Below are 16,378 nucleotides of genomic sequence, written 5' to 3'. Positions count from 1 at the left end.
CTTCATGCCGTTCCTGATCGCGCTCGTCCTGGGTGTCGGCGTCCTGTGCCTGATCGACCTGGTGTTCACCATCGGGGTGATCCGCCGTCTGCGGCTGCACGACCAGATGCTGTCGGGGAGACCGTCGACGTTCCCGCCGCCCGTGCTCCCGCCGGGGGCGGAGATCGGCGGCTTCTCCGTCGTGACCGCCGACGGCGTCTACGTCTCCGACTGGACCATGGGCGAGCCGACCCTGGTCGGCGTCTTCTCCCCGGACTGCCCCGCCTGCCATGAGGGCCTGCCGCTGTTCGCTGGCCGCGCGCGCTCCTTCCCGGGAGGCCGTGACAACGTGCTGGCCGTGCTCGTCGGCACGCAGGAGGAGGTCGCGGCCCAGCGGCGGGCTCTGGAGCCGGTCGCCCTGGTGATCGTCGAGGAGTTCGGCACCGGCCTGACGAAGGCGTTGCAGGTCGAGGCGTTCCCCTCCTTCGCCGTGGTGGACGGGCGCAAGGTGGTCGCCAGCGGGACGGCCCTGGAGGATCTCGGCGAGATCCCCGCGAACGCGTGACAGGCGACATTCGGGGCCGCGCGGGGGCGCGTGCCGCGGTCATCGCCCTCGGGATGGCCTGGCGGGCGTGCAGGGGGCTGACCGCCGCCTTCGCCGCGCTCACCCTGCTGACGGCCGCCCTGCCGGTGGCGATCGCCTGGCTCACCAAGCTGGTGCTCGACGAGATCGCCGGGGGGCACCCCAGGGTCGCGGCGGCCGCCGCCCTGGGCGCCGCGCTCGCCGCGTGCGGAGTGCTGGCGGCTCTCGGGCCGCAGCTCATCCAGTACGTGAGGGACGAGACAGGGCGCAGGGTCGGCCTGGTCGCCCAGGACAGGCTCTTCCACTCCGCGGAGCGGTTCGTCGGCCTCGCCAGGTTCGAGGACCCCGCCTTCCTCGACCGGCTCCGGATGGCCCAGCAGTACGGCGGGTCCACCCCGGGCCTGGTGGTCTCCGCGGCGCTCGGCGTCGTGCGGACGGCCGTGACGGGGGCGGGGTTCCTCGTCTCCCTCCTCACGATCAGCCCGTGGACGGCCCTGGCCGTGGTCGGCGCCGCGGCGCCCACGCTGGCGGCTGAGCTGTGGCTGTCCCGGCGGCGCGCCGACATGCTGTGGCGCATAGGCCCGGCCGAGCGCCGCGAGTTCTTCTTCACCCAGCTCCTGGTCGACGTGCAGGCCGCCAAGGAGCTGCGGCTGTTCGGCGTCGGCGCGCACCTGCGGCGGCTGATGAACGCGGAGCGGCGGAGCGCGAACTCCGAGCGGAGACGCACCGACATCCGGGAGCTGCGCGTCCAGGCCGGCACCGCGATCCTGGCCGCGCTCGCGGCCGGCGGCGGCCTGCTGTGGGTGCTGGTCGCCGCGGCCGGCGGCAGGGGCGGGGTCGGCGACGTGTCGCTCTTCGTGGCCGCCGTCGCCGGCGTCCAGGCGGCGACCGCCGGGCTCGTCGTCGAGTGGGTCACGGCCCATCAGCAACTCCTGCTGTTCGGCCACTACCTCGCCGTGCTGGACGCCGAGCCGGACCTGCCGGTCCCGGCCGCGCCCCGGCGGGCTGGCCCGCTGCGCCAGGGGATCGAGCTGCGGGACGTGTGGTTCCGCTACTCGCCCGGCCATCCCTGGGCACTGCGCGGGGTCAACCTGACCATCCCGCACGGCGCCGCGGTGGCGCTCGTCGGGAAGAACGGCGCGGGCAAGAGCACCCTGGTCAAGCTGCTGTGCCGGATGTACGACCCGGAGCGGGGCGCCGTCCTGTGGGACGGGGTGGACCTGCGGGAGCTCGACCCGGCGGAGCTGCGCGGCCGGATCGGGGCGGTCTTCCAGGACTACATGCACTACGACATGAGCGCGGCGGACAACATCGGCCTCGGCGACCTCGCCGCGATGGGCGACCGGGAGAGGATCGAGACGGCGGCCCGCAGAGCGGGTGTCCACGACACCGTCGCCGGGCTGCCCCGCGGCTACGACACCCTGCTGTCGCGAATCTTCGGGGAGCCCTCCGAGGACGGCGAGCCCGAGGCGGGCGTCCACCTGTCGGGCGGGCAGTGGCAGCGGCTCGCCCTCGCCCGCGCCTACCTGCGGGGCGAGCGTGATCTGCTGATCCTCGACGAGCCCAGCTCCGGGCTGGACGCCGAGGCCGAGCACGAGATCCACGAGGGGCTGCGGCAGCACCGGCACGGCCGCACGAGCGTGCTCATCAGCCACCGGCTCGGGGCCGTGCGCGACGCCGACCACCTCGTCGTCCTCGACGGGGGCGAGATCGTGGAGGAGGGCACGCACGCCGGGCTGCTGGCGCGCGGCGGCGTCTACGCCCGTCTGTTCGAGCTCCAGGCCAGGGGTTATCGGCAGCCGGAGAGCGTGGACGCGTTCGCCGTCCCGGAACGGCCCGAGTCGCTGTCGGGGTCCCTGTGACGCCCGTGCTCATCCTTGTCGCACTCGTGGCCGCCGCCGCCGCGGGCGCCGTGGCCGGAGCCCGGTGGACGCTGCGCGTCGTCGAGGTCCACGGGGAGAGCATGGAGCCCGGCCTGTGGCCGGGCGACCGCGTCCTCATGAGGCGGCTGCGGCCGCGTCAGGTCGGCCGGCGCGTACGGCCGGGAGACGTGGTCGTCATCTCCCGCGTCGGCCCCGGCGAGGGGTTCCTGCTGGACGGCGGCACGAATCTGGTGATCAAGCGCGTCGCGGCCATGGCCGGTGATCCCGTCCCCGCCGGGCTGGAGGCGCTGGGGGAGGCCCGGGTGCCGCCGGGGCGGCTGCTCGTCCTCGGCGACAACGCGCGGCGGAGCACCGACTCCCGGCACTGGGGCTTCCTCCCCGAGAGCAGGATCACGGGTGTCGTGCTGCGCCGTCTGGACGCGTAGACCCCGGGCACCGGTGCCGTGCTCCGCCGATACAGGCGCCCGTGTATCCGGGTGGTATGTCGCTGATCGAGGGCCCTCCTAACGTCGGGGATGAGCAATCGTTCAAAAGGAGGAACCGAATGACGAAGACGATTCAGCGGCTGGCGGACCGCATGGTCGCCCGCCTCGTCCCGGCCACCGAGGCCCAGGCGTTGACCTGCTGGTACATGTACTCAGGGACCTGTGCCCGCCGCCTTTGCTGCGACTCGAAATGCTACAGCTGGGAGTACACCTGCTGAACCAGCGAATGGCGGAGCGCCCTCCTGTCCGGGGCGCTCCGCCCTCATGCGAAGGAGGAACCGAATGACGAAGACGATTCAGCGGCTGGCGGACCGGATGGTCGCCCGCCTCGTCCCGGCCACTCAGGCGGCGGCCGTGAGGTGTTCGTACGACTGGGCCGGATGTTGGCGTCGCACCTGCTGTACCGGCGAGGGGGTCCCAGGCGGGGGCCTCTACTGCAGCGGCTGGACCCAATGGTGCTGACCCGGCAGCCCGCTTGACCTGACAGGCGCGTCCCGCAGGCCGGGGCGCGCCCTCGTATGTCAGTGGTCTCCCCGCCCTTCCGGGCTCCCGCCCGGGCATGAGGCCATCTCGGCCGCGTACAGGCGGGTGAGGCCGTTCATCCGGTAGTGGCCGGGAGAGAGGGGCTCGACCAGGCGCAGGTCGGCCAGCCTGCCGAGCGCCGCCGCCGCCGTGCGCCTGTCGCACCCGAGGAGATCGGCGGCGATCGCCGGCCCGCAGTCGGCCATGCCCTCCTCGCCGAGGCGGTGGAACAGGGCGAGCGCGCCGCAGCCGGCCCCTCCCGCGCCCCGCCGCAGGGCCTGGTAGTCCAGGTCGAGGGCCTGCCGGATCGACAGGTCGCCACAGGTGAGCAGGTCGAGCCGGTGCTCCTCGTCGGCCAGCATGTCGGCGAACGCCGCGAGCGTCCACTCCCGCCTGACGGCCAGCCGCTTGCCCGCGATCCGCAGCGCGAGCGGCAGGTTGTCGCAGAGCCGGGCCACCCTCCTCGCGTGCTCGGCGTCGACCCGTTCCGGGCCGCAGAGCCGGGCCAGCAGCTCATGCGCCGCGTCGTCCGGCAGGGGGCCGAGCGGCAGGTGCTCGACGTCGTCGAGCGCCGCGAGCACCGTCCTGCTGGTGATCACGAACTGGGTGCCGGAGCAGCCGCCCACCAGGGGTCGCAGCTGCTCCTCGCCGGTCACGTTGTCGAGGAGGACGAGCACGCGCGCCGCCGTCGTGGCCGTCCTGAACTGGTGGACCGCGTCGTCCAGGCCCGGAGCGACCCGGTCGTCCCCCACGTCCAGGAGGGCGAGCAGCCGCACCACCGTCTCGTACGCTCCGGGCCGCGGGAGGGCACGCAGATCGACATGGAGCAGGCCGCCGGGGAAGTCCGGCGCCGCCATCTGGACGGCGTGCCGGGCCAGGGCCGATTTGCCCACCCCGGCCGGGCCGTGCACGGCGACGGTCCGTGGGGGAGAGGCGGTGATCGCCACCACGAGCCCCTTCAGCTGCAGGTCCCGCCCCACGAGGCGGCCGGGGCTCCCGGCCGCCGCCGGCACCGCCGTCGTCGGCGTGGGTGAGGAGGGGGCCGCGTGCAACGCCCCGAGAGCGGGGTCGCGGTTCAGTATGCCCCTGTGCAACGCGACCAGCTCGGGCCCGGGCTCCACGCCCAGCTCCTCCGCCAGGAACGCCCGCGCCTGCCCGTAGGCGTCCAAAGCGGCCGCGGAGTCGCCGGTGCGGTACAACGCGAGCATGAGCCTGCCCCAGAGCCGTTCCCGGGTGGGATAGGCGGCCACCGTCTCGCGGAGCTCCGCCACGGCCTCCGCGTGCTCGCCCAGCATGAGGCGCGCCTCCGTGAGCGCCTCCAGAGCCAGGCAGCGCTGCTCGGCGATCGCGTCCAGGCGCGGGCCGAGCGCCGCCGTCCGGGGCACGTCCTCGGCCGGGGCGCCCCGCCACTGCGTGAGCGCCCACGACAGATGCCGCAGCGCCTCCTCAGGCCGCCCCCCGGACAGCGCCCGCCTGCCCTCCCGTACGGCGTCGGCGAACTCGGTGACGTCGAGCTCGCCGGCCCGTACGGCGAGGAGGTAGCCGGGCGGCCGGGCCGTCAGCCGGTCATGCGGGCCGATCTTGCCGCGCAGCCGGTTGACGTAGGTGCGGACGTTGGCAACGGCCGAGCGGGGCGGCTCCTCGTCCCACATCGTCGTGACCAGCCGGTCGAGCGATACGACGCGGTTGGGTTCGAGCAGCAGCGCGGTCAGCAGGGCGCGCTGCTTGGGTGATCCTAGTGGAACGAGACTGCCGTTCCGGGTGACCTGAAGCGGGCCCAGCAGGCTGAACCGCAGTTCCAGGCCGTCGTCCGGGGGACCGGCAGGGCTCTTCGTCGCTTCCAGCCGGGTGATCGGCACAGAAAGAACCTCCGTGGGGTCGGCGCTCGGCGAGCGCGTGACGCGGCACCACGAGGATTCAGGTCCTTTCGGAGCCCTCACAAGGCTTCAGAAGTGTCCGGAACAGTTCCGTACAGATCAGGACAGCCCAGCTCAGAGGGGTCTTGGGTGTCCGCGCCGCCGCCTGCCGGAGTGCTCAGGCGGAGGCGCGGATCACCAGGTGGGTGTCGAGGATGACGACCGGCTGCTCCAGCGGTTCGCCGTTGATCCGGGCGATCAGGAGCTGCACCATCTGCCGCCCCATCGCCTCGGTCGGCTGGTGGACGCTGGTGAGCGGCGGGTCGGTGTGCAGGGCCACCTTCGAGTCCTCGAAGCCGATCACCGCGACCTCGCCGGGCACGGACCTGCCCTGCTCCTTGAGCACCCGCAGCGCGCCGAGCGCCATCGGGTCGGACGCCGTGAACACGGCGTCCAGGTCGGGGTGCCTGGCCAGCAGCTCGCGCATCGCCGCCGAGCCGCTCTCCTCGGAGAAGTCCCCGTACACCACGCGCTCGCTCATCCCCGTGGCGAGCAGGGCGTCCCGGTAGCCCGCGAGACGGTCGACACCCACACCCATGTCCTGCGGGCCGGCGATCGTCGCGATCCGCGTCCTGCCCTTGGACAGCAGGTACTTGACCGCCTGGCGGGCGCCGGCGCGGTTGTCCATGTCGACGTAGCTGTAGGGATTCAGCCCGACGGGACGGCCACCGAGCACGGTGGGCACGCCCATCTCCTCCAGGCGGCCCGGGAGCGGGTCGGCGCCGTGCACCGAGGTCAGCAGGACTCCGTCCACGTGCTGCCCGGTCAGGTAGTGCTCCAGCGCGTCGTGCTCCAGGCGGTTCTGCGCCATCGTCAAGATCAGCTGCAGCCCGGTCTCCGACAGGGCCGAGCCGATGCCGCGGATGAGGCCGGCGAAGTACGGCTCGTCGAAGAACCGCTGCTCGGACTCCGACACCACCAGCGCGATGGTATCGGTCCGGTTGGTGACGAGGGTGCGCGCCGCCCGGTTGGGCACGTAGCCGAGCTCCTGGATCGCGAGCAGCACGGCGTCCCTGGCGCGGTCGCTGACCTTCGGCGAGCCGTTGATCACCCGTGAAACGGTGCCGCGGCCGACCCCGGCGCGAGCGGCGACCGCTTCGAGAGTCGGCCGCCCGCCGGAACGGCGGTCCCCGTTCATCTATACTGCCCCCTTATCGAGCCTGCGCTTATTGTGCCCGACCCAGGAGACCGCCGTGCCTGATGGTGTCGGCGTACCAGAGGGCACTGGACTTCATCGTCCTGACCTGGGTCTCGTAGTCCACGTAGACCAGGCCGAAGCGCTTGCCGTATCCCCACGCCCACTCGAAATTGTCCATCAGCGACCAGGCGAAGTAGCCCTGGAGCGGGACGCCCGCCTCGATGGCCGCGTGGCAGGTGCGCAGGTGGGCCTCGATGTAGGCCACCCGCTCGGGATCGTGGATCGTGCCGTCCGCGCCGATGACGTCGTCGAAGGCGGCGCCGTTCTCCGAGATGTACAGAGGGATCGGCGGGTACTCGTCGGCGAGCCGGTTCAGCACCTCGAACAGGCCGGTGTCGTCGATCTCCCAGCCCATCGCCGTGACCGGGCGGCCGCCGTTGACGAAGCCGATGTGCTCGCTGCCGATCCAGGGCGACCCGGAGTCGGTGGGGGCCGCGGCGGCCGACAGGGCGCCTCCCGGCGCGCCGGACACCGTGAAGCGGCTGTAGTAGTTGAGCAGCAGCATGTCGAGCGGCGCGGCGATCGTCTTCATGTCGCCGTCCTGGATGAACGACATGTCGGACAGATGGCTCAGGTCGTCCAGGACGTCCTCCGGGTACGCGCCCTTCAGCAGCGCGTCCAGGAAGAACCGGTTCTGCAGGCCGTCGATGCGCCGGGCCGCGTCCTGGTCGGCCTCGCTGTCGCTCGCCGGCGAGATCGCGTAGAGGTTGACGCACCCGCCGATCTGCGAGTCCGGGTTCTGCGCCCGCATGGCCTGCACGGCGAGACCGTGGGCGAGGTTGAGATGGTGGGCCGCCCGCAGCGCCGCCGCAGGCTCGCGCCGGCCGGGGGCGTGCTCGCCCGAGGCGTAGCCGAGGAACGCCGCGCACCAGGGCTCGTTGACCGTGCTCCAGTTCTTGACCCGGTCGGCCAGCTCGGCGTGCACGGTGGCGGCGAAGTCGGCGAAGCGCTTCGACGTGTCGCGTGCGGGCCAGCCGCCGGCGTCCTCGAGGGCCTGCGGCAGGTCCCAGTGGTAGAGGGTCAGCCACGGGTCGATGCCGTAGCTGAGCAGCTCGTCGACGAGCCTCTTGTAGAAGTCGAGGCCCTTCGCGTTGTACGCGCCGGAGCCGTCGGGCTGGATGCGGGGCCAGGAGACGGAGAACCGGTAGGCCGTCAGGCCGAGGTCGGCCATCAGCCTGACGTCCTCCCGGTAACGGTTGTAGTGGTCGATCGCGAGATCGGCGTTGTCCCCGCCGACGACACGGCCGTCCTGCCGGCAGAAGGTGTCCCAGATCGACGTGCCCCGTCCGTCCACGAGGGTCGAACCCTCGATCTGGTACGCGGAGGTGGCGGCGCCCCAGACGAACCCGGTGGGGAATCTGAGTCCGGGCGTGTCTGTCTCGGGCCGAGTGCTTTGCGTGGTCACGCTTTGACTGCACCTTCCATGAGTCCGCCGATGATCTGTCGGCCGAACGCGATGAAGACGACGATGAGCGGGAGGATCGACATCGCCGTCCCGCTGAAGATCAGCACATAGTCCGTGCCGTACTTGGCGTTGAGCGAGTTGATCGCGACCTGGACGGTCGGGTTGTCGGGGGTCAGCACGAGCAGCGGCCACAGGAAGTCGTTCCAGGTCAGCATGAACGTGTTGATCCCGAGGACCGCCATGCCCGGCCGTACGGCGGGCAGGACGACGTTCCACCAGATCCGCAGGGTGGAGGCGCCGTCGACGCGGGCCGCCTCGACCAGCTCGTTCGGCACGGCCTGCTCGGTGTACTGCGTCATGAGGAAGACGCCGAAGCCGTTGAGCAGGTACGGCAGGATCACCGCCTTGAGAGTCCCGACCCACTCGAGGCTCACCATCAGGCGGTAGAGCGGGACGACGCCCATCTGCTGCAGCGGGACCATCATCGTCACCAGCACCAGCAGCAGCAGGAACTTGCCGCCCTTGAAACGCAGGCGGGCGAAGGCGAAGCCGGCGAAGGTCGAGATGAGCACGACCGAGATGGTCACCGCGGAGGAGATGATCACCGAGTTGGTGAGGCCGGCCAGGTAGTGCGCGTCGGGGTTGTTGAGCACCCGCTGGATGTTCTGCCCGAGGTTGCCGCCCGGCAGGAACGGCGGCGGGATGTCGGTGGCCTCGCGGTTGGTGCGCGAGGCGATGACGAGCATCCAGTAGAGCGGGAAGGCCGAGATGATGATCGTGACGACGAGCACGATCTTGGTGAGGGGTGTGGGAGTCCAGAGGCTTATGGCCCCTCCCGACCCCTTCGCGCGACGCCGCCGGGCGTCGGCGGGTGCGGAGAGCGTGGTCACTTGTTGCCCCCGATCCGGCGGATGAACAGGAAGTTGATGAGCGATCCGATGAGGATCATCAGGAACAGCAGCCAGGCCGCCGCGGACGCGTAGCCGTAGTCGAACTCCCGGAAGCCCTGCTCGAAGATGAACATCGAGACGGTCTGGAACTGGCTGTTGCTGCCGCCGTGGACGTTGCCGTTGTAGAACGTGGTCGGCTCGGAGAACAGCGTGAGGCCGCCGATGGTCGAGTTCAGCACCACGAAGATCATCGTGGGCCGCAGCATCGGCACCGTGATACGCCAGAACTGGCGCCGCCTGGACGCGCCGTCGATCGCCGCCGCCTCGTAGAGGTCCTTCGGGATGGTCTGCATGCCGGCGAGGAAGATGATCGCGTTGTACCCCGTCCACCGCCAGTCGATCATGGTGGAGATCGCCAGCCAGGACGGGATGCGCTCGGTCTTCCAGCTCACCGGGTCGACGCCGAACCAGCTCAGGATCCAGTTGATCAGGCCCCAGTCCCGGCCGTAGAGCTGGGTGAAGACCACCGCGACCGCGACGACCGAGGTGACGAGGGGGAGCAGCACGCCGAGCCGGACGAACAACCGGCCCCTGATCCGCTTGTTCAGCGCGTTGGCCAGCAGCAGGGCCAGGAGGATCTGCGGCACGGTCGCGATGACGAACATGCCGAGCGTGTTGACGACCGCGTTCCAGAACGCGCTGTCGCTCAGCAGCGCGCTGTAGTTCCCCATCCCGATCCACTTTTTGATACCGGTGAGGTCGTACTTGAACAGCGAGTACCAGAGGGTGAATCCGAGCGGGAAGATGCCGAAGAGCAGGAAGAGCAGGTAGTACGGCGAGATGAGGAAGTAGGGGGCCGCCTTCAGGTCCAGCCAGGACAGGAAGGACCGGTTGGACCGGGCCCGGCCGTGCCTCCTCGGGGGAGGGGCGGGCGTCCGGGTCGCCGCTCCCGCGTCGACGTGCAGGCTCATGCGTTACCTTTCGGAAGCAGGCGACCGGCCCGCCGGCGGGAGTGCCGCTGCGGCGGACCGGTGCTCAACTTGCGGGCGTCAGGATCAGCCCGCTGCCTTCACAGCGTCGTCGACCAGCTTCTTCCAGGCCTGGCCGTAGGGAACCGAGCCGTCGTCGAGAGCCGAGATGACCGACTCCACCGCGTTCTTCACCTGGGCGTGCTTGATGCCGAGGAAGACGGGCTGCAGCGAGGAGGCCGACTTCGCGAAGATGTCGCCGACCGGGGCGTCGTTGAAGTACTCGTTCTTGGCGCCCTGGACCGCCGGGTCCTGCTGAGCCTGCGTGTTGCTCGGCATGTTGCCGCTGAAGTTGAAGACGCTGACCTGGGCTTCCTTACCGGTCAGGTAGTCGAGGACCTGCGCGGCCTCCTTCGGGTGCTTCGACTGCTTGGGCACCGCGAGCCACGAGCCGCCCCAGTTGCCGCCGCCGCCGGGCACCGCCGCGACGTCCCACTTGCCCTTCAGCTCCGGTCCGGCCGCGTCGTCGCCGCTGACCACGCCGAGCATCCACGAGGGGCAGCCCAGCGTCGCGAACTGCGACTTCTTCATGCCGGTCTTCCACTCGTCGGTGAAGTTGCGCAGCTTGGCCGTGAGGCCCTGCTGGCTGATCTTGACCGAGAAGTCGAAGGCGCTCTTGATCGCCGGGTTCTTGTCGACGATCAGGTTGTTGTCCTTGTCGAAGTAGGAGACGTTGCCGTTCTTGGCGGCCTCCTGCACCAGGACCACGTTGTAGAGGGTGTTGGTGCCGTCGACGAACTTGGTGTCCTTGACCTTCGCCTGGAACTTCTGGCCGATCTTGATGAAGTCGTCCCACGTGGGCCAGAGCTTGCTGACCTCGTCACGGTCGCCCGGCAGGCCCGCCTTCTCGAACAGGTCCCGGCGGTAGCACAGGCTCATGCCGCCGATGTCGGTGCCGAGGGCGAACAGCTTGCCGTCGCCCGTGACGCCGTTCTCGTACTTCCACGCGGCGAAGTCGGCCTTGCGCTTGTCCAGGCCCTGCTCGCCCAGGTCGGCCCACCACTCGGGGTGCGCCTTGGCGAGGCCCATACCACCCTCGTCGATGCCGACGACGTCCCCGGCGCCCGCGCCGGACTGCAGCCACTGGATCATCTGCGGCCAGTAGACCTGCTCGAACTGGTCGGTCAGGTTGTCATTCTTGATCTTGATGTCGGTGTGGGAGTCGTTCCACTTCTTGACGGCCTCCTCGTAACCGAAGTTCTTGCCGCCGCCGAACGTCTGGACCGTGATGGTGACCGGAGCCGCCCCGGCCGACGACCCGCCTGCGGAAGGCGTCTCGGGCTTGTCGTCCGAGCCACAGGCTGCGGTGACGCCGAGGGCCAGCGTCGCCACCGCTGCGACCGCGAGCATCCTGCCGCGGCGCGAGTTGTCAATCATTCCGGACCCCTCTCAGGTGGTATCCCGAATCTCGTGGGAGGTGCATCCCAGGCCGGTCCCCGACTTCACGGCCCGCGATAGGTGACTGTTACATAGTGCTTCGCACTGTTGGGAGCGCTCCCACGAAGGGTCCTCTATCAGCAATGCGGGCGTCAATATGCTGAAACCTAACTGTTACTCCCGGCGTGGTTAGAGGCCTCAAAAGGTACACTAGGGCATGTATCGGGCCTGGGAGCGCTCCCATTCACATAAGGGGAGGAATGATTAAGGCCCTCCGTCCCTGTGGGACGATGACCACAGACGTCAGCCGCGCCCCGGCGGCGGAGCCCCTGCCGGACCCGCCGCCGGGCCCGCCGTGCCGGTCGTGGTGCCGGTCGTGGTGCCGGTCGTGGTGCGCGTCGCGGTACGCGCCGCCAGGCCCGTCGTCACGCCCGCCGACAGGCCTTCCGTCAGGGCCGCGTCGGCGGCCCGGCAGGTCGCGCCGGAGCACGCGTGCAGCAGCCCGAGGCGGCTGGACAGCCCGCTGACCAGTGCCGGGTCGGCGGTCTCCACGACGTTGCGCAGCTCCGCCGGATCGGTCCACAGGTCGTACAGCTGCCGCTCCCCGGTGGCGTACTCGACGTAGCTGTACCGGTCGGTCCGCAGCAGGTTGTAGGTAGGCGGGCACGACGGTGAGTATGCGGCGTGGACGAACTCCACGAGGAGGGCGTCGCGCCACGGCGTCGCGCCTCCCCGCAGGAGCGGCACGAGCGAGCGCCCTTCGGCGTACGCCGGCGTGACGGCCCTGCCGAGGTCGGCGAACGTGGGGGCGAGGTCGACGGTCGAGGCGAGGCTCCTGATCGTGCCGCCTGCCGGGACGCCCGGCCCCCTGACCACCATCGGGACCCGGATGTCCTCCTCGAACGGGGTCGTCTTGCCCGGCCGCAGCCGGTGCTGGCCGAGATGGAACCCGTTGTCCGAAGTGAGGAAGATATAGGTGTCGTCGAGACGCCCTGACCGGGCGAGCGAGGAGACGAGCGCGCCGACCATGTCGTCGACGCCGAGCATGGCCCGCATCCGGTCCTGATGAACGCGGTCGATCCGCCGGATCTCCGCCGGTGACAGCGGTGTCCGCTCACGCAGCCACAGCGGCTCCGCGGACATGTCCGCCTGGTCGAACGACGCCGTGCGCGGGGCGGGCTCGCCGGTGAACGCCTTCGCGTGGCGGGGGGCGTAGTGGGCGGGCAGGTGCGGCGCGACCGGCGCGAGATAAAGGAAGAACGGGTCGCCGCCGGAGGAGACGAACCGTCCGGCCCTGGCGCTCAGCACGTCCTCGAGGTAGTCCTCGGGGGCGTCGCCGTGCTTGCGGACGGCGCCGTTCTCGTTGAGCCGGTAGCCGTACTCCTGGTAGAGGCGGGTGACGGGGACCGCCCACTCGTCCCACCCCGGGGGGACATAGGTGCGCGGCATGCCCAGGGGGTACTGGTTGAGGTACTTGCCGAGCAGGCCGGTGCGGTAGCCGGCGTCGTGCATCCAGGTGCCGACCGTCGAGCCCTCCATCAGCCGGAACCTGGGGAAGCCGCCCGTCGGCGCTCGGTTGCTCTCCACCTCATGGCTGTGCACGTACTGGGACCGCAGGAGGGACGACCGCGACGGGCAGCACCAGGGGTTGGTGACGAAGAAGTGGGAGAACGAGACCCCCTGCCGGACCAGCAGGTTCCAGATGTTGGGGAACCGCCGCAGGTCCGTGGTGTCCAGGTCGTCGGCGAGGATCAGCACGATGTTCGGCCTGGGAGGCGTGGCGGGCTCGCCCCGCGCGGCGCCCGTCAGCGAAAGGCAGACGGTGAGCGCGATGGCGAGCCCTGCCCGCCATCGCCTGGATCTCTGCGGTCGGAGCACGGCAGGGATCATTGCCGCCCACCCGGCGAGGGAAACGTACCCTCCGTGACCGGGTGAGCGCGAATCGTGCCGGGGCTAGCCCATCCAGGCGAAGGTCGCCGGGTCGGGGCCGAGACGGCGCCCGTTGTCCAGCGCGTCGATGGCGGCCATCTCCGCGTCGTCCAGACGGAAGTCGAAGACGTCGATGTTCTCGGCGATGCGCTCCGGTGTGACCGACTTCGGGATGACGACGTTGCCCAGCTGCAAGTGCCAGCGCAGCACCACCTGCGCCGGGCTCTTGCCGTGGGCCGCCCCGATCTCGGCCAGCTCCGGCAGGTCGAGCAGGCCCTGGCCCTGCCCGAGCGGGCTCCACGCCTCGGTCGCGATCCCGTGTTCGGCGTGGAAGTCGCGCAGGTCCTTCTGCGGGAACTGCGGGTGCAGCTCGATCTGGTTCACCGCGGGCACCACGCCGGTCTCCTCGAACAGGTGCTGCAGCGTCTTGATCGTGAAGTTGGAGACGCCGATGGCCCGCACGCGCCCGTCGGCGTACAGCTTCTCCAGCGCCTTCCACGCGTCGACGTACTTGCCGCGCGACGGGACGGGCCAGTGGATCAGATAGAGGTCGAGCACGTCGAGGCCGAGCCGCTCCATGCTCTCGTCGAAGGCCCGCAGCGCCTTGTCGTACTCGTGCTCGTCGTTCCAGAGCTTGGTGGTGACGAACAGCTCCTCACGCGGGAGGCCGGAGGCGCGGATCGCGCGGCCCACCCCTTCTTCGTTGTAGTAGAGCTTGGCCGTGTCGATGCTCCGGTAGCCGGTCTCCAGAGCGGTGGTCACGGCCTTCTCCGCCTCGCCGTCCGGCACCTGCCACACGCCGAAGCCCAGCTGGGGCATCTCCACGCCGTTGTTCAAGGTGATGACTTCCATGCCCCCATGCTGCCCTGGAGGAGACAGATCTCTCCTGTCGGGGTCTGTTCACCGTGAGTTCCCGCCCAGGACGTTTCCGGCGGCTATCGTAAGCGCGTCGTGAACGTGTCTTTACGGGGCGTGGAGAACGAGGGTCGGCGCCACGCCGGTGAGCAGGGGTCGGCCGTCGCGTGGGTGGAGTCCCCGCTCCAGCTCTTGTGCGTCATAGAGGCGCACCACGCCGGGCTTCTCGGCGGCACCACGCAGGTGGTGCCGCGTGCCGGGTTGCCCGCTCTCCGGCTCACCCGCCGCGAGCTCAAGCGGATGGGCCTGCCCGAGGGCCTGACGTTCGCCGAGCCGTCGCAGCGCATGCCGAGGCCGTCGCGCACCTGGGCCGTGGGGGACGCGTTCTCCGGCCGGGTGCAGCTGGCGCTCGTCACGGCCGTGCCCGGCCGCACGGTGCTGGTGGACGACGGCCTGGCCACGGTCCGCCTTCTGGAGCTGCTCGTGGCGCGCCGCCCGCTGCTTCGCGCCCGGGGGAAGGCCGGCCTCGGCCGCCTCCTGCTCGGCGCCGCCGCGGGGCTGCGCCTGCGCACCAGGAAGCCGACGATCTTCACCGCGCTCCCCGTCCCCGAGGAGCTGGAGGAGGCGGTGGGGGGCAGCGGAGCCCGGCTCGTCCGGCACGACTTCGCCTGGCTGCGCGCCCAGCCCGCCGCACGGCCGCCGCTTGAGCGCACGGTGGTGCTCGGCACCTCCCTCGTACGCAACGGGCTGATCCACCGTGACCGCTACCTCGGGTGGCTGGAGCGGATACAGGAGCCGGTGGCCTACTACCCGCACCGGCGGGAGGACCCCAAGGACCTGGACCGCGTACGCGGGATCGAGGGGCTGACGGTCTACGACGCCGGCATCCCGGCCGAGATGACGCTGCGCGACCTGCGGGCGGAGCAGCGCGTGCTGAGCCTGCCGTCGACGGCCGTCACGTCGCTGCGCGTCCTGCTGTCGGCCCGCGGGGTCTCGGTGGAGACCGTGAACGTCCCGGACGACTGGTGGACCGCGTCGGCGGCCCCCTCGCTCCGCAGCCACTTACAGCTGTTCGCACATGACACTCCTGGAAAGGTCGCTCCTTGACCCGCCTGCTCGCCGTGGCCGACTCCGACTCTTACCTGAAGTGGGCCGCGGGCCTGCTGGACGCGCTCCCGGCGGACTGGACGACGGACCTGGCCGTCGTCAGGACGCCGATCGCGCCGTCCGAGGGGCAGCTCGGCGCCGCGGTGAGCGGCACCCGCAGCGCGGGGCCGGCGGGAGACGCGCTTCCCCCCGTGCTGTCGGCGCGCCAGCTCCGCAGGGCGGCCGAGCGGTTCCGGCCCGACGCCGTGCTGCTCGCCTGCACCGGCCCGGTGGTCGACGCGCTGGCCGCGGAGATCCTCGCGGACCTGCGCCCCCGCCCGGTGATGGTGTCGGGCCTTCCGGGGATCTCGGTGCCCGCAACCGAGAAGGCGTGGCTGTACCGCAGCGGCTGCCACCTGTTCGTGGTGCACAGCGGCCGGGAGGTCGCCGAGTTCTCCGCCATCGGCAGGGAGCTCGGCGGGGGAGGCGCGGTCGCCCTGGCCCGCCTGCCGTACCTCGACCTCGGCGCCCCGGCTCAGGGGCCGCGCGACCGGGTGATCTTCGCCACGCAGGCCAAGGTGCCCCGCCGCCGCGAGGAGCGCGAGGAGATCCTCCTCGCGCTCGCCGCGCTCGGCGAGGCCCGGCCCGACCTCGACGTGGTCGTCAAACTGAGGGCCCGCGACTCCGAGCGGCAGACGCACAACGAGCGTCACCACTACGAGCGGCTCTGGACGTCGATGGCGGCCGAGGGCCGGGTGCGCCCGGACTCCGTGCGTTTCGCCGCCGGGCCGATGCACGAGCACCTCACCCATGCCGCCGGGTTCGTCACGGTCAGCTCGACGGCGGCCCTTGAGGCCATCGCCCAGCACGTGCCGCTGCTCGTGCTGTCCGACTTCGGCGTCAGCGCCGAGATGATCAACCTGGTGTTCGAGGGGAGCGGCTGCCTCGGCACGATGGAGGACCTCGCCAAGGGCGACTTCCGCACGCCCGCCCCCGAGTGGTGCCAGGCCAACTACTTCCACGACGCCGTGGCCACCGACTGGATCGAGAGGGTCTCCGCGCTCGTCACGCGGTCCCGGCAGGGCGCGCTGGAGCCGACGCGGTCCCTCCTCGACGGTCCCGAGCACGCCGCGGCCCGCCGCCGCGCCCGGCTCCGCCTGGAGGTGCCGCCCAAGGTCCTCCGGTACGGCTACCGCGCCAAGCGCCGGATGCGCCGCTACCTCAAGGCGTTCTGACCTCAAG

Annotated in this window: 14 protein-coding genes; 6 read left to right on the top strand and 8 right to left on the bottom strand. The window is 70.9% G+C overall.

Annotated features, from left to right (window positions below; all coding sequences use genetic code 11):
- Positions 1–4 precede the first annotated feature (4 nt).
- The 4 genes from AB0B72_RS12530 (at position 5) to AB0B72_RS12515 (ending at position 3,148) form a co-directional block, all read left to right on the top strand.
- Positions 5–544, top strand: coding sequence for a hypothetical protein (locus tag AB0B72_RS12530; RefSeq protein WP_367738724.1), 540 nt, complete (start codon positions 5–7; stop codon positions 542–544).
- On the top strand, positions 541–2,424 hold the full coding sequence (locus AB0B72_RS12525) for an ABC transporter ATP-binding protein (RefSeq protein WP_367738723.1): 1,884 nt from the start codon (positions 541–543) through the stop codon (positions 2,422–2,424). Before AB0B72_RS12530 ends, AB0B72_RS12525 begins: the two co-directional genes overlap by 4 nt.
- Positions 2,425–2,429: 5 nt before the next feature.
- On the top strand, positions 2,430–2,870 hold the full coding sequence (locus AB0B72_RS12520; RefSeq protein ID WP_367738722.1) for a S26 family signal peptidase: 441 nt from the start codon (positions 2,430–2,432) through the stop codon (positions 2,868–2,870).
- Positions 2,871–2,989: 119 nt separating this feature from the next.
- The gene (locus AB0B72_RS12515; RefSeq protein WP_367738721.1) at positions 2,990–3,148 is read left to right on the top strand and encodes a hypothetical protein; all 159 of its coding nucleotides are present in this window, start codon (positions 2,990–2,992) and stop codon (positions 3,146–3,148) included.
- A 303-nt stretch (positions 3,149–3,451) separates the two neighbouring features.
- Here the strand turns inward: AB0B72_RS12515 and AB0B72_RS12510 are convergent, their stop codons facing one another.
- The 8 genes from AB0B72_RS12510 to AB0B72_RS12475 all read right to left on the bottom strand — a co-directional run bounded on the left by AB0B72_RS12510 (position 3,452) and on the right by AB0B72_RS12475 (position 14,047).
- Positions 3,452–5,311 (bottom strand): BTAD domain-containing putative transcriptional regulator, encoded by a 1,860-nt coding sequence (locus AB0B72_RS12510; protein WP_367738720.1) that lies wholly within the window; start codon positions 5,309–5,311, stop codon positions 3,452–3,454.
- A 175-nt stretch (positions 5,312–5,486) separates the two neighbouring features.
- Positions 5,487–6,506 carry a LacI family DNA-binding transcriptional regulator gene (locus AB0B72_RS12505; protein WP_367738719.1) on the bottom strand — a complete coding sequence of 340 codons (1,020 nt, stop codon included), beginning with the start codon at positions 6,504–6,506 and terminating at the stop codon, positions 5,487–5,489.
- A 28-nt stretch (positions 6,507–6,534) separates the two neighbouring features.
- Entirely contained in the window at positions 6,535–7,971 is a 1,437-nt protein-coding gene (locus tag AB0B72_RS12500; protein ID WP_367738718.1) for a GH1 family beta-glucosidase, read from the bottom strand.
- Positions 7,968–8,861 (bottom strand): carbohydrate ABC transporter permease, encoded by an 894-nt coding sequence (locus AB0B72_RS12495; RefSeq protein ID WP_367738717.1) that lies wholly within the window; start codon positions 8,859–8,861, stop codon positions 7,968–7,970. Before AB0B72_RS12495 ends, AB0B72_RS12500 begins: the two co-directional genes overlap by 4 nt.
- Complete coding sequence (locus AB0B72_RS12490; protein WP_367738716.1) at positions 8,858–9,832, bottom strand: carbohydrate ABC transporter permease; 975 nt, start codon at positions 9,830–9,832, stop codon at positions 8,858–8,860. Before AB0B72_RS12490 ends, AB0B72_RS12495 begins: the two co-directional genes overlap by 4 nt.
- An 84-nt stretch (positions 9,833–9,916) precedes the next feature.
- Entirely contained in the window at positions 9,917–11,266 is a 1,350-nt protein-coding gene (locus AB0B72_RS12485; protein ID WP_367738715.1) for an extracellular solute-binding protein, read from the bottom strand.
- A 303-nt stretch (positions 11,267–11,569) separates the two neighbouring features.
- The gene (locus AB0B72_RS12480; protein ID WP_367738714.1) at positions 11,570–13,144 is read right to left on the bottom strand and encodes a sulfatase; all 1,575 of its coding nucleotides are present in this window, start codon (positions 13,142–13,144) and stop codon (positions 11,570–11,572) included.
- A 75-nt stretch (positions 13,145–13,219) separates the two neighbouring features.
- Positions 13,220–14,047: an aldo/keto reductase gene (locus tag AB0B72_RS12475; protein ID WP_367738713.1), complete on the bottom strand. Its 828-nt coding sequence runs from the start codon at positions 14,045–14,047 to the stop codon at positions 13,220–13,222.
- Positions 14,048–14,146: 99 nt separating this feature from the next.
- On the opposite strand from AB0B72_RS12475, the gene AB0B72_RS12470 reads away from it, so the two are divergent.
- Together AB0B72_RS12470 and AB0B72_RS12465 are read left to right on the top strand one after the other, a co-directional pair.
- Entirely contained in the window at positions 14,147–15,157 is a 1,011-nt protein-coding gene (locus AB0B72_RS12470) for a hypothetical protein (RefSeq protein WP_367738712.1), read from the top strand.
- Positions 15,154–16,371: a DUF6716 putative glycosyltransferase gene (locus tag AB0B72_RS12465; protein ID WP_367738711.1), complete on the top strand. Its 1,218-nt coding sequence runs from the start codon at positions 15,154–15,156 to the stop codon at positions 16,369–16,371. The genes AB0B72_RS12470 and AB0B72_RS12465 overlap by 4 nt, the downstream gene beginning before the upstream one ends.
- Positions 16,372–16,378: the final 7 nt, after the last annotated feature.

Origin of the sequence: Microbispora sp. NPDC049125 (genome assembly GCF_040802045.1) — a bacterium.
Classification (GTDB): Bacteria; Actinomycetota; Actinomycetes; order Streptosporangiales; family Streptosporangiaceae; genus Microbispora.
The sequence above is the reverse complement of the archived record's forward strand: the minus strand, read 5'-3'. Positions and strand labels throughout refer to the sequence as shown.